At 68.1% G+C, this 12,705-nt stretch carries 11 protein-coding genes; 8 read left to right on the forward strand and 3 right to left on the reverse strand.

What is annotated here, in order from left to right; translation table 11 throughout:
- Positions 1–56 precede the first annotated feature (56 nt).
- The gene (locus ACO6D6_RS10055) at positions 57–593 is read left to right on the forward strand and encodes a TetR family transcriptional regulator (protein ID WP_484785128.1); all 537 of its coding nucleotides are present in this window, start codon (positions 57–59) and stop codon (positions 591–593) included.
- Between the two features lie 256 nt (positions 594–849).
- On the opposite strand, the gene leuS is transcribed toward ACO6D6_RS10055, so the two are convergent.
- Positions 850–3,684, reverse strand: coding sequence for a leucine--tRNA ligase (leuS, locus tag ACO6D6_RS10060; RefSeq protein ID WP_484785129.1), 2,835 nt, complete (start codon positions 3,682–3,684; stop codon positions 850–852).
- A 293-nt stretch (positions 3,685–3,977) separates the two neighbouring features.
- Here leuS and argC point away from each other — a divergent pair, with 293 nt between their 5' ends.
- From argC to argH, 6 genes are read left to right on the forward strand one after another with little or no spacing between them, the layout of a single operon-like run.
- Positions 3,978–5,009 carry an N-acetyl-gamma-glutamyl-phosphate reductase gene (gene argC, locus ACO6D6_RS10065; protein WP_484785130.1) on the forward strand — a complete coding sequence of 344 codons (1,032 nt, stop codon included), beginning with the start codon at positions 3,978–3,980 and terminating at the stop codon, positions 5,007–5,009.
- Positions 5,006–6,157, forward strand: coding sequence for a bifunctional glutamate N-acetyltransferase/amino-acid acetyltransferase ArgJ (gene argJ / locus ACO6D6_RS10070; RefSeq protein WP_484785131.1), 1,152 nt, complete (start codon positions 5,006–5,008; stop codon positions 6,155–6,157). The genes argC and argJ overlap by 4 nt, the downstream gene beginning before the upstream one ends.
- On the forward strand, positions 6,154–7,056 hold the full coding sequence (gene argB, locus ACO6D6_RS10075) for an acetylglutamate kinase (RefSeq protein ID WP_484785132.1): 903 nt from the start codon (positions 6,154–6,156) through the stop codon (positions 7,054–7,056). Before argJ ends, argB begins: the two co-directional genes overlap by 4 nt.
- Positions 7,053–8,225 (forward strand): acetylornithine transaminase, encoded by a 1,173-nt coding sequence (locus tag ACO6D6_RS10080; protein ID WP_484785133.1) that lies wholly within the window; start codon positions 7,053–7,055, stop codon positions 8,223–8,225. The genes argB and ACO6D6_RS10080 overlap by 4 nt, the downstream gene beginning before the upstream one ends.
- A 1-nt stretch (position 8,226) precedes the next feature.
- Entirely contained in the window at positions 8,227–8,730 is a 504-nt protein-coding gene (locus ACO6D6_RS10085) for an arginine repressor (RefSeq protein ID WP_484785134.1), read from the forward strand.
- 50 nt (positions 8,731–8,780) lie between these two features.
- Entirely contained in the window at positions 8,781–10,127 is a 1,347-nt protein-coding gene (gene argH / locus ACO6D6_RS10090; RefSeq protein WP_484785140.1) for an argininosuccinate lyase, read from the forward strand.
- A 245-nt stretch (positions 10,128–10,372) separates the two neighbouring features.
- On the opposite strand, the gene ACO6D6_RS10095 is transcribed toward argH, so the two are convergent.
- Both ACO6D6_RS10095 and ACO6D6_RS10100 read right to left on the reverse strand, forming a co-directional pair.
- Positions 10,373–10,699, reverse strand: a complete 327-nt coding sequence (locus tag ACO6D6_RS10095) for a hypothetical protein (protein WP_484785135.1) — start codon at positions 10,697–10,699, stop codon at positions 10,373–10,375.
- The gene (locus tag ACO6D6_RS10100) at positions 10,683–10,994 is read right to left on the reverse strand and encodes an ArsR/SmtB family transcription factor (RefSeq protein WP_484785136.1); all 312 of its coding nucleotides are present in this window, start codon (positions 10,992–10,994) and stop codon (positions 10,683–10,685) included. The genes ACO6D6_RS10095 and ACO6D6_RS10100 overlap by 17 nt, the downstream gene beginning before the upstream one ends.
- A gap of 124 nt (positions 10,995–11,118) precedes the next feature.
- On the opposite strand from ACO6D6_RS10100, the gene tyrS reads away from it, so the two are divergent.
- The gene (gene tyrS / locus ACO6D6_RS10105) at positions 11,119–12,381 is read left to right on the forward strand and encodes a tyrosine--tRNA ligase (RefSeq protein WP_484785137.1); all 1,263 of its coding nucleotides are present in this window, start codon (positions 11,119–11,121) and stop codon (positions 12,379–12,381) included.
- Positions 12,382–12,705: the final 324 nt, after the last annotated feature.

Below are 12,705 nucleotides of genomic sequence, written 5' to 3' on the forward strand. Positions count from 1 at the left end.
TGGATCCGGAGGCTGCGGTGGCGGCAATCCGGGAAGTCGGCTGTACCATTCACAGCGTGCTGACCAAAGGGCGGATAGTCGATGCGGGTCTGCGGATCCTGGACTCCTGGGGGCTCGGCGACCTGTCCATGCGACGCGTGGCGGACGAGCTCGGCGTCAAGGCCGGGGCGTTGTACTACCACGTGCCGAACAAACAGTCGCTGCTCGCCGGGATCGCCGACGTGATACTGACCCCCGTCGCCGTTCCCGACGTGACCGGGACGGGGGAGTGGCTGAGGGACTGGTCGCACAATCTGCGTGGAGCCTTGCTGGCCCACCGCGACGGTGCCGAGCTGGTCGCCTCGACGACGGCCCTGGGCATGGGCACCGTGGACGCGATCGCAGCGGCCAGGGGCGTGCTGACCGAGCGTGCCTGTCCCGAACCGGCGGCCACGGCGGCCGCTTTCCTGCACTTCATCCTGGGACACGTCATGGCGGAACAGACCCGCACCCAGCTGGTTTCCCTGGGGGTGCTCGACGGTTTCGATGCGGATGCGTCCAGGGAGGACTTCAACCACGGCGTGGAACTGCTGGTCCGAGGCGTCACGGCCTGAGGGATGACGCGGACAGGCGCTCCGCAGCAGCTGGTCGGGATTCCCGGCGAACATTTGTCTCGAAGCCGCCCCGGGCAAACCGGGTGAGCCGGGTTGCAACGAAGGGGCAACCCGGCTCGGAATCACCTCCGGCAGCCGATGAGCGGGCCCGACCGAGCGGCAACGGACACGTTCAACCCGGGGTTGGCGCGATTCACCCGCAGGCGGTCACGGGTCGGGTCGACCAGATCACGGGAACGGCAACCCTCCTGCGTCATCAGGCAGGGACGACGTTGACCAGCTTGGGGACCTTGACGATCACCTTCCTGACGCCGTTGGGGATCTCCTTGGTGATGCGCGGATGGGTCAGGGCCAGTTCACGCAGTTCATCCTCGGTGATCGAGGCGGAGACCTCCAGCTGGGCGCGCAGCTTGCCCCGGACCTGGACGACGGCGGTGATGGTGTCCTCGGCCACCAGTTCCGGATCCGCCACGGGGAAGGGCTCGTGGGCCAGCGACTGCTCGTGCCCCAGCCGGTGCCACAGCTCCTCCGCGATGTGCGGGGCCAGGGGCGCGACCATCAGCACCAGCGGCTCCACCGCGGCCCTGGGCACCACCTTGAGGCCGGTCAGGACGGTGTTGTACTCCGTGAGCCGCGCGATGGCGGTGTTGAACGACAGGTTCTCGTAGTCCTTGTTGACCGCGTCGATGGTTTTGTGCAGGGCGTGGAGGGTGTCGTCGTCGATGTCGGTGTCACGGGTGACCAGGTCGCCGGTCTCCTCGTCGACGACGTTGCGCCACAGCCGCTGCAGGAAACGCTGCGACCCGACCACGGCGCGGGTCTCCCACGGCTTCGACTGGGTCAGCGGGCCCATGCCCATCTCGTAGAGACGGAAGGTGTCGGCGCCGTAGGCCTCGTACATCTCGTCCGGGGAGACGATGTTCTTCAGCGACTTGCCCATCTTCCCGTACTCGCGTTTGACGGGCTGGTCCTGCCAGGTCCAGGTCGTGTTCTCGCCCTCCCCGTGCGCCTCCACCTCGGCGGCGGGCACCGTCTGGCCGCGGGAATCGCGGTAGGCGTAGGCCTGGATGTAGCCCTGGTTGAACAGGCGGCGGAACGGCTCGGCGGATGAGACGTGCCCCAGGTCGAACAGCACCTTGTGCCAGAACCTTGCGTAGAGCAGGTGTAGCACGGCGTGTTCGACCCCGCCGACGTACAGGTCCACCCCGCCGACATCGCCCTCGCCGCGTGGCCCCATCCAGTAGCGTTCCACTTCCTCGCTGACGAACCGGTCGTGGTTGGCGGGGTCCAGGTAGCGCATCTCGTACCAGCAGGAACCGGCCCACTGGGGCATCACGTTCAGCTCGCGGCGGTAGGTTCTCACCCCGTCGCCCAGGTCCAGTTCGATGCTCGTCCAGTCGGTGGCGCGGGCCAGTGGCGGCACCGGATCGGAGTCCCGGTCCTCCGGGTCCAGGGCCTTCGGGGAATAGTCGGTGACCTCCGGCAGTTCGATGGGAAGCATCTCCTCGGGCAGGGCGATGGGCAGGCCCGTCTCGTCGTAGACGATCGGGAACGGTTCACCCCAGTAGCGCTGGCGGCTGAACAGCCAGTCCCGCAGCCGGTAGTTCACGGTGGCCTCACCCAGCCCCTTGGCCGCCAGCCATTCGGTGATGGCCGTCTTGGCGTCGGTGACGTTCATGCCGTTCAGGGAGATCTCGGAGTTGGCGGAGTTGATCACCTCACCGTCGCCCATCCACGCCGAATTGCCGTCATGGTCGGCCTCGGGGATCACGGTCTCGACGATCGGCAGGTTGTAGGCCTTCGCGAACTCCCAGTCGCGCTGGTCACCGGAGGGGACCGCCATGACCGCTCCCGTGCCGTAACCCAGGGTGACGTAGTCGGCGATGAAGATCGGGACGTGCTGGCCGTTGACGGGGTTGATGGCGAAACGCCCGATGAACAGACCCGTCTTGTCCCTTTCATCGGCGTGGCGGTCCGCGTCGGTTCTGCGTTCCACCTCGGCGCGGTAGGCCGCGACCGCCTCGGCGGGGGAGGTGTGGCCCCCGGTCCAGGCAGGATCGGTGCCCTCCGGCCACTCGGATGCGGTCTCGTCGGCCAGGTGGTGTTCGGGTGCCAGCACCATGAAGGTGGCGCCGAACAGGGTGTCCGGGCGGGTGGTGAACACCTCGATCTGCTCACCGCTGGCGGCCTCGGTGAAGAACACCCGGGCGCCATCGGAACGACCGATCCAGTTGCGCTGCATGGCCTTGACCTTGTCCGGCCAGTCCAGCTTGTCCAGGTCCGCCAGCAGGCGTTCCGCATAGGCCGTGATACGCAGCATCCACTGGCTCATGTTGCGTTTGAACACCGGGAAGTTGCCGATCTCGGAGCGTCCCTCGTTGGTGACCTCCTCGTTGGCCAGCACGGTACCCAGACCCGGGCACCAGTTCACGGGCGCCTCGGACAGGTAGGCCAGGCGGTGCGAGTCGACGATCCGGCGGCGCTCCCGCTCGGGCAGCTCTTCCCAGGGCCGGCCCGACGGGGTGGGGCGCTTCCCGGAGGCGAACTCCTCGACCAGCTCGTCGATGTGGCGGGCCTTGTTCGCCGCCTCGTCGAACCAGGCGTTGAAGATCTGCAGGAAGATCCACTGGGTCCAGCGGTAGAACTCGACGTCGATGGTCGCCACGCTGCGGCGGGGATCGTGGGCCAGGCCCAGTCGCCGCAGCTGGCGGCGCATGATGGCGATGTTGTGTTCGGTGGTGACCCGGGGATGCTGCCCCGACTGCACTGCGTACTGCTCGGCGGGCAGACCGAAGGCGTCATAGCCGAGTGCGTGCAGCACGTTGCGGCCCTTCATGCGGTTGAAACGCGCGAAGGTGTCGGTGGCGATGTAACCGAGGGGATGCCCGACGTGCAGGCCCGCGCCGCTCGGGTAGGGAAACATGTCAAGGACGAAGAGCTTCTCGCCGCGGAAATCGACCTTCTCGGGTTCGGCCCAGGGCCCGGCAGGATTCGGGGCGTGGAACGTGCCCTCGGTCTCCCAGCGATCCTGCCAGTGCGCCTCGATCTCACCGGCCAGCTTCGCGTTGTACCGGTACGACGGCTCACTCATCAGCGTTTCTCCTTAAAACGTGCAACTGCGGAGTCGAGACTATCCCGCCGTGACCGGCCCGGTCGACTGTGCCCGCATTGCCCGCTTCTCTTCCCGTACGCGAATCGCGGAAGAAAAACGGTTCAACGTCGCCACACGACGTTGAACCGTCGAACCTCCGCGATTCATGTACAGGGGGAGGGTCGCCCCCTGCCGAGTGGCTCCGGCGGGGGATGCCGCGATTCGTACGCAGGGGAGGGGTGGGCGTCGAGGATAGTTGGAATATTTATTCGATCGATGGCATAGTTGCCGTTGTGAGTTTCAAGGTTGCCGTAGCGGGATGCACGGGATACGCAGGAGGCGAGGTGCTGCGACTGCTGCTGCAGCACCCCGAGGTCGAGATCGGCGCCCTGGCGGGCAACTCGTCGGTGGGCGACCGGTTGCGAGACCACCAGCCCCACCTGGCCCCCCTCGCCGACCGGGAAATAGTCGCCACCACCGTCGAGAACCTCGCCGGCCACGACGTCGTCTTCCTGGCCCTGCCCCACGGGGCGAGTGCCGGGATCGCCGGGCAGCTCGGAGCGGAGACGCTGGTCATCGACGCCGGGGCCGATTTCCGGTTGCGCGACCCCGGGCAGTGGCGGCGTTTCTACGGCAGCGAGCACGCGGGAACCTGGCCCTACGGCCTGCCCGAACTGCCCGGCTGCCGGGACGCCCTGCGCGGCACCGGGCGGATAGCGGTGCCCGGCTGCTATCCGACGGCGGTCACGCTCGCCCTGTTCCCGGCTGTCCAGGCGGGGCTGATCGACCCTGCGGGAATGGTCGTCGTCGCCGCCTCCGGGACCTCGGGGGCGGGAAAGGCCGCCAAACCGCACCTCCTCGGCTCGGAGGTCATGGGCAACGCCTCGGTCTACGGGGTCGGCGGGGTGCACCGGCACATTCCCGAGATCATCCAGAACCTCTCCTCGGTAACAGGTGAGCGGGTCGGCGTCTCGTTCACCCCCATGCTGGTGCCGATGCCCCGGGGCATCCTCGCGACCTGCTCCGCCCCCCGGGTCGGTGATGTCGCGGTGGAAGAGGTGCGGAGATGCTACGAGGCGGCCTACGCGGACGAACCTTTCGTCGACCTGCTGCCCGCGGGGGTCTGGCCCACGACCGCGGGTGTCCTCGGCTCCAACCGGGTCACGGTGCAGGTCGCCGTCGACGAGACCGCCGGCCGGGTGATCGCTGTCTCGGCCATCGACAACCTCACCAAGGGCACCGCCGGCGGTGCCGTCCAGTCCATGAACATCGCCCTCGGTCTCGACGAGACCACCGGCCTGAGCACGATCGGAGTGGCACCGTGAGCGTCACGACCCCCGCGGGATTCACCGCTGCTGGAGTCGCAGCCGGGATCAAGACCGGCGATCGCCTCGACCTGGCCGTCGTGTCCAACCTCGGACCACGGTTCGCCGCGGCCGGGGTGTTCACCCGCAACCGGGTCTTCGCGGCGCCCGTCGACTGGTCCCGGCGGGTCGTCGCCGATGGCCGGCTGCGCGCGGTGGTCCTGAACTCCGGCGGGGCGAACGCCTGCACCGGCCGGCCGGGATTCGAGGACGCCGGGGCCATGGCCGAGGCGACGGCCACCGGGCTCGGGGTGAGGGCGGGAGAGGTCGCCGTCTGCTCCACCGGGCTGATCGGTGTCCGGCTGCCCATGGCAGAGATCACCTCCGGCATCGAACGGGCCTGTGCGCAGCTGTCCCGGGACGGGGGAGAGGATGCCGCGACCGCGATCATGACCACCGACACCGTCAGCAAACAGGCCGTCCACCACGGCGAGGGCTGGAGCATCGGAGGCATGGCCAAGGGAGCCGGGATGCTCGCGCCCGGACTCGCGACGATGCTCGTGGTGCTGACCACCGACGCCGACCTGGAAGCGCCGGTCCTGGACGCGGCGCTCCGCGAGGCGAGCCGCATCAGCTTCGACCGGGCCGACGCGGATGGCTGCATGTCCACCAACGACACCGTGCTGCTGCTCGCATCCGGGGCCAGCGGCGTCACACCCGATTCGCAGGAGTTCACGACAGCGCTGGGTGGCCTCTGCCAGGATCTCGCGCGCCAACTGATCGCCGACGCCGAAGGTTCCAGTCACGAGATCGCCATCGAGGTCGTCGGCGCCGCATCCGTGCGCGACGCGGAGACGGTGGGCCGCGAGGTGGCACGCAGCAACCTGTTCAAGTGCGCGATCTTCGGAGGCGACCCGAACTGGGGGCGCGTGCTGTCCGCCATCGGCGTCACCGACGCCGTGTTCGAGGCCGACCGGCTGGACGTCTCCTTCAACGGCGTCCAGGTTTGCCGCGACGGGGGGATCGGCGAACCCCGCGAACTGGTCGACCTGTCTGGCCGCCGGGTCCACGTCCTGATCGACCTGCACGCGGGCGACGCGGCGGCCACCATCCTCACCACCGACCTCACGTACGAGTACGTGAAGGAGAACGCGGAGTACTCCTCATGACACCCCGGTACACCCACCCCGACCACGACCTGCTCCTGGCCAAGGCCGGCACCCTCATCGAGGCCCTGCCGTGGATCGGCCAGTTCGCGGGAGAGACCATCGTCGTCAAGTACGGCGGCAACGCCATGATCGACGATGACCTCAAACGCGCCTTCGCCGAGGACATCGTGTTCCTGCGCCGCGTCGGCCTGAAACCTGTGGTCGTCCACGGTGGCGGACCCCAGATCAGCTCCATGCTGGAACGGCTCGGCATCACCTCGGAGTTCCGCGGCGGCCTCAGGGTGACAACGTCCGAGGCCATGGACGTGGTGCGCATGGTGCTGGTGGGGCAGGTCGGCAGGGAACTGGTGGGGCTCATAAACACTCACGCCCCCTTCGCCGTCGGCATGTCCGGCGAGGACGGTGGACTGCTGCGGGCCCGACGCCGCGGCCTGGTCGAGGGCGGCGAGGAAATCGACCTGGGATTCGTCGGCGACGTCGACTCCGTCGATCCCTCCGCGCTGCTCGACCTGATCGAGGCGGGCCGCATCCCCGTGGTCGCAACCGTCGCGCCCGGACCCGACGGTCAGATCTACAACGTCAACGCCGACACCGCCGCCTCGGCCCTGGCCCTCGCGCTCGGGGCGAAACGCCTGGTCATGCTCACCGACGTGGCGGGGCTGTACGCGAACTATCCCGACGAGTCGACCATCATCACGTCCATCACCCCCGAGGAGGTGCGCCGGCTGATGCCCGGCCTCACCTCGGGGATGGTCCCGAAGATGGAGGCGTGCGTGCGGGCCGTGGAGGGCGGGGTGCGGTCCGCGACCATCATCGACGGCCGCGTGCCGCACTGCCTGCTGTTGGAGATCTTCACCGACGACGGGGTGGGGACCATGGTCTGTGAGGAGCCGGCATGAGCGGTGAAACCGACCTCAGGAGCCGCTACGGGGCGGTCATGATGAACGCCTTCGGTGCGCCCCGAAGGATCTTCGCCCGCGGTGAGGGCATCCACCTGTGGGACGCCGACGGCAACCGCTACGTCGACCTGCTGGCGGGAATCGCCGTCAACGCCCTGGGGCACGGACATCCCGCCGTGGTGGCGGCCGTCACCGAACAGCTGAAAACCCTCGGGCACATCTCCAATTTCTTCGCATCCGAGCCGCAGATCCGGCTGGCGGAACGCCTCGCGGAGGCGGCCGGCGGGGGCAGGGTTTTCCTCGCCAACTCGGGGGCCGAGGCCAACGAGGCCGCGTTCAAACTGACTCGCCTCACCGGCCGGACCCGTCTCGTGGCAATGGAGGGATCCTTCCACGGCCGGACCATGGGGGCGCTGGCCGTCACCCACACCGAGAAGTACCGGAAACCCTTCGAACCGCTTCCCGGGGAGGTCACGTTCGTTCCCTTCGGCGACACCGGGGCCCTTGAAGCGGCCGTGGACGAGACGGTGGCCGCGGTGGTCGTCGAACCCGTCCAGGGGGAGTCCGGGGTGATCCCGGCGCCGGAGGGATACCTGAGCGCCGCCCGGGAGATCACCTCCCGTGCCGGGGCGCTGCTGTGGATCGACGAGGTCCAAACCGGCATCGGCCGCTGTGGCGAACTGTTGCTGAGTCGTTCCCACGGTGTGACGGCGGACCTGGTGACGGTGGCCAAGGGCCTCGGGAACGGGTTCCCCATCGGGGCCTGCATCGCCACGGGCCGCGCCGCGGACCTGCTGACCCCCGGCGGACACGGCAGCACCTTCGGGGGCAATCCCGTCGCGGCGGCGGCCGGCAACGCAGTCCTGGACGTGCTGGGCGGCGGCCTGCTCGAGGATGTCCGCCGCGTCGGCGACTGGTTCGCCTCAAAGATCACGGGCCTGGGGCACCCGGAGATCGCCGGGGTGCGTGGGGCGGGCCTGCTACGGGGTATCGTGCTCACCCGGGAGGTGGCTCCGCAGGTGGTGGAGCTGGCCCTGTCGGAAGGATGGGTGCTGAACGCTCCGCGCCCCGATGCGCTGCGGGTTGCCCCGCCGCTGATCATCACGGAGGCCGACCTGGCCCCCTTCGTGACCGCCCTGCCCGGATGGTTGGAGAGATGCAATGCCTGAGATGAAACGATCCGCCCGCCTCGCCCTGCTGCGGGGCCTGCTGGAGGAGGGGGAGTTCACCTCCCAGCACGAGTTGAGTGCCGCGTTGGCGGAACGGGACGTGGAGGTGAGCCAGTCCACGTTGAGCAAGGACCTCCTGGCCCTCGGAGCGGTGAAACGCCGCACCCCCGAGGGAAGTCTCGTCTACGCCGTCGGCGACGAGACGGAGGGTGGGGGAGTGGCTGCCGAGAAACTGGCCCGCCGCTGCGTGGAACTGCTGCAGTCGATACAGCACGCGGCCAACCAGATCGTCATAAAAACCCCACCCGGCGCCGCGCAGTTCCTGGGGGCCCACGTGGACAGGGCCCGACTGCCCGGGGTGATGGGCACCGTCGCGGGCGATGACACCCTGCTGCTGGTCGCCACGGATCCGGAATCCGCGGCGCGCACTGCTGGCATCATCGCCCACATGACACGTACCGGGAAGCCGACGAGGCTCCGGGACCTGGAGAAGGAGGGACAGTGACCGAGGGAAGACTCTGGGGCGGACGGTTCACCGGGGGGCCCGCCGACGCGATGTTCGAGCTGAGCCGTTCCACCCAGTTCGACTGGCGTCTGGCCCCCCACGACATCGCCGGTTCACGGGCCCACGCCAAGGCCCTCCACGCGGCTGGGCTGCTGACCGATGACGAGGCCGCGGCCATGGACGCCGGGCTCGCCGAGCTGCTGCGCCGGGTGCACACGGGAGAGTTCGCGCCGTCCCCCACCGACGAGGACGTCCACGGCGCGCTGGAAAGGGGCCTCAAGGAGCTCGTCGGCCCCGAGCTCGGCGGCCGGTTGCGGGCAGGACGCTCCCGCAACGACCAGATCGCCACCCTGATCCGCAGCTACCTGCGCGAGGAGGTGCGTGTGCTGGTGTCCGGGGTCCTGGATGTCGTCGAGGCCCTGGCCGGGCAGGCGAAGGAGAACCTCGGCGCCGTGATGCCGGGACGCACCCACCTGCAATCCGCCCAGCCGGTGCTGCTGAGCCACCACCTGTTGGCGCACGCCTGGCCGCTGCTGCGCGACGTCTCCCGCCTGAGGAACCTCGATACCCGCCTGGCGGTCAGCCCCTACGGTTCGGCCGCCCTGGCCGGGACCTCGCTCGGCCTGGACCCGGAGCTGGTGGCCCGTGAACTGGGCTTCACCTCATCGGTGCCGAACTCCATCGACGGCACCGCCGCCCGCGACCTGGTGGCCGAGACCGCCTGGATCCTGGCGCAGATCGGGGTGGATCTGTCCCGTCTCAGCGAGGACGTGATCCTCTGGTGCACCGCCGAGTTCGGTTTCGCGAAACTGGCCGACGAGTGGTCCACGGGCAGTTCGATCATGCCGCAGAAAAAGAACCCCGACGTGGCCGAACTGGCCCGTGGCAAGGCGGGACGGCTCATCGGGAATCTGTCGGGGCTCCTCGCGACCCTCAAGGGGATGCCTCTGGCCTACAACCGGGACCTCCAGGAGGACAAGGAACCGGTCTTCGACGGCCTCGATCAGCTGAGAGTCCTGCTGCCCGCCGTCGCCGGGATGATCGCCACCCTGGGCTTCGACCACGCGCGCATGGCCGCGCTCGCCCCGGCGGGGTTCTCCCTGGCCACCGATGTCGCCGACCATCTGGTGCGGATGCGGGTGCCGTTCGCCGTCGCCCACGAGGTGGCGGGGGAGGCGGTGCGCTACTGCGAGAACCGGGGAATCACCCTCCAGGACCTCACCGAGGCCGATCTGCCCGGCATCAGCGAGCACCTCGACCCCGGGGTGCTCGAGGTGCTGACGGTGGAGGGGTCGGTGAACGCCCGCAACGGGCGCGGCGGCACCGCGACCGCCCGCGTGGCCGAACAGCTGGAGGAGGCCTTCGCGGCCCTGGAGGAGAACAGGGCCTGGACCTGAGCAGGTGGGATTCCTGAAAGCCGGTTGAACCGGCCACCTGGAAACCCTCCCCTCGCGAAGCTGGCTGAGCTGGGTCCGTGAGGAAAGAGCGGCCGGTAATCCCTGCGCGAAGTTGGTTGAGCCGGGCTGCGAGGAACGAGCGGCCCGTGTCGAAACCATGTTCGGCTCCGGACCGGTTTCGAAGAACACCCATATGAAACTTCTGGGGCCCCCGATCCGGATCGGGGGCCCCAGAAGTTTCGCGCTCAGGCTGCGTGACGGCAGGTCGGGCAGGTGCAGTCCTGGCAGGCGCAGGAGGAGCAGGATGCACAGTTGCAGGAGCCGCAGGAGCAGGCGTTGTGCGAGCAGTTCGGGCAGGTGCAGTCCTCACAGGTGCAGGTTGCGCAGGTGTCGGAGCAGTTGCCGCAGGTGCAGGTGGTGCACTCGTCGTAGTGGCCGTCGTGCTCGCGGTGCGCGTGGCCGTCGTGGATGTAGTCGACGTGATCGAAGTGGATCACGGCCTCGTGGCCGCAGTTCGGGCCGTGGGTGTGCTTGTGGGCCTCGGCAGCGATGTGTTCAGTGGTCGTGGTCATGTTTCCCCTCCTGGGTGTGTTTCATGGCGTCGCCCAGGATGTGGGCGACGTGTTGATCGCAGACGCTGTACCAGATCTCCTGACCCTGCCGCCTGGTGGAGACCATCAGGGCTCCACGCAGTACGCGCAGGTGCTGGGAGACCAGCGGCTGAGGCAGTCCGAGATTTTCCACGAGCTGGCTCACGGTGCGTTCCTGATCGGAGAGCAGGTGCACGATGGCGGCACGCACCGGATTCGCCAGGGCCTTGAAAAGGCTGCTGACCGGCTCGTAATCGGAGATCCTCGTGGCTGGCACACATCTATTGTTATATGCGAATGTCCGCATTTCAACCCCTCGCCGGGGCGCGTCGTGGCGGACGGGGGATCACCCAGGCGACCACTGAGGTGAATCCGGCCTGGAGCGTGAGTAGGCTGCCCCCGTGAACGCATTGCTTGACGACCTCTGCTGGCGCGGGCTGATCGCCCACTCGACCGACCTGGATGCTCTCGGGGCACACCTGGACGAGGGACCCGTCAAGTTCTATGTGGGCTTCGACCCGACGGCGCCGAGCCTGCACATGGGCAACCTCGTCCAGTTGCTGTTCGCCCGTCGCCTGCAACAGGCCGGACACAAACCACACCTGCTGGTGGGAGGCGCCACCGGACAGATCGGTGACCCCAAGGAAACGGGGGAACGCGTGATGAACTCCCGGGAGGTCGTGGCCGGATGGGTGGAGCGAATCCGGGCCCAGGCCGAGCGTTTCGTCTCCTTCGAGGGGGACAACTCCGCGGTCATGGTCAACAACCTCGACTGGACCGCCGGGATGTCGGTCCTCGACTTCCTGCGTGATGTCGGAAAACACTTCCCCGTGAACCGGATGCTCGCCCGTGACGTGGTGGCGCGCCGGCTGGAATCGGGGATCAGCTACACGGAGTTTTCCTACGTGCTGCTCCAGTCGATGGACTACCGGGAGCTGTACCGGCGGCACGGGGTCACCCTGCAGCACGGCGGCTCGGACCAGTGGGGGAACATAACCGCAGGGGTCGAGCTGCTCCGCAGATCCGATCAGGTGCGGGCACACGCCCTGGCCACCCCCCTGCTCACCAAGGCCGACGGCACGAAATTCGGCAAGACCGAGTCCGGTACCGTCTGGCTCGACCGTGAGCTGACCAGCCCCTACGCCTTCCATCAGTTCTTCCTCAACGCCGAGGACGCGAAGGTCGTCGACTACCTGAAGGTGTTCAGCTTCCGAGGCCGCGAGGAGATCGAGGCGCTGGAGAAGGCCACGGAGAACGAACCCCACAAGCGACTCGCACAGAAGGCCCTCGCCGACGACGTCACCGACATCGTGCACGGGGTCGGGGAACGGCAGGCAGTGGTGGCCGCGGCCGCGGCTCTCTTCGGACGCGGGGAGCTGTCCTGCCTTTCGGAGGAGACCCTCCGGGGGATCATGCGTGAGCTGAAGGCCCCGGAGGTGACGCTCCCCATGCCGCTGGTGGATGCCTTCCTGGTGTCCGGAATCGTCGAATCGAAGGCCGCCGCCAAGCGTGCGATCCTCGAGGGCGGCGCATACCTGAACAACGAGAAGGTCACCGACCCCGAGACCGTCCTGACCTCGGACGACCTCTTGGGGGGACACTGTGCGATCGTGCGCAGGGGACGGCGGACCGTCGGTGGGGTCCAGGTGGGAACCGGCCGCTGAGGCGCCTGCCGAGGCGGAAGTTGCGCTATCCCGAAAGGGCGTGTACTGTTCCTCAAGCTCTCACGGGAAACCGGGGGAGCGCCACCCCGGCCGTCCGGCACCGTGGCGAGTGTGCGATCAAGTGGATCCCGCTCAAGGCCCGGAGGAAGACGGAGGATCCGCTTGACGGATCGCGGGAGTGGGTCTAAGATGAACGAGCTCCGGTCAGCCGGAGCGAGATCGGATAAAACTTGATCCGGCCCCGACTTGACGGTCAGGAAAAAGCCGGATAAAGTTTACCGGGTTGCTGCTTTGGTGGCTTCCGAATCTTGAGAACTCAACAGC

The sequence above is a fragment of the Arachnia sp. genome, from assembly GCF_057238465.1.

Bases quoted from the DNA above. Each gene is read 5' to 3' on its own strand.
- ACO6D6_RS10085 (WP_484785134.1), top strand. From the start codon at position 8,227: ATGAAACGATCCGCCCGCCTCGCCCTGCTGCGGGGCCTGCTGGAGGAG.
- ACO6D6_RS10095 (WP_484785135.1), bottom strand. From the start codon at position 10,699: ATGACCACGACCACTGAACACATCGCTGCCGAGGCCCACAAGCACACC.
- ACO6D6_RS10080 (WP_484785133.1), top strand. From the start codon at position 7,053: ATGAGCGGTGAAACCGACCTCAGGAGCCGCTACGGGGCGGTCATGATG.
- leuS (WP_484785129.1), bottom strand. From the start codon at position 3,684: ATGAGTGAGCCGTCGTACCGGTACAACGCGAAGCTGGCCGGTGAGATC.
- argH (WP_484785140.1), top strand. From the start codon at position 8,781: ATGTTCGAGCTGAGCCGTTCCACCCAGTTCGACTGGCGTCTGGCCCCC.
- argB (WP_484785132.1), top strand. From the start codon at position 6,154: ATGACACCCCGGTACACCCACCCCGACCACGACCTGCTCCTGGCCAAG.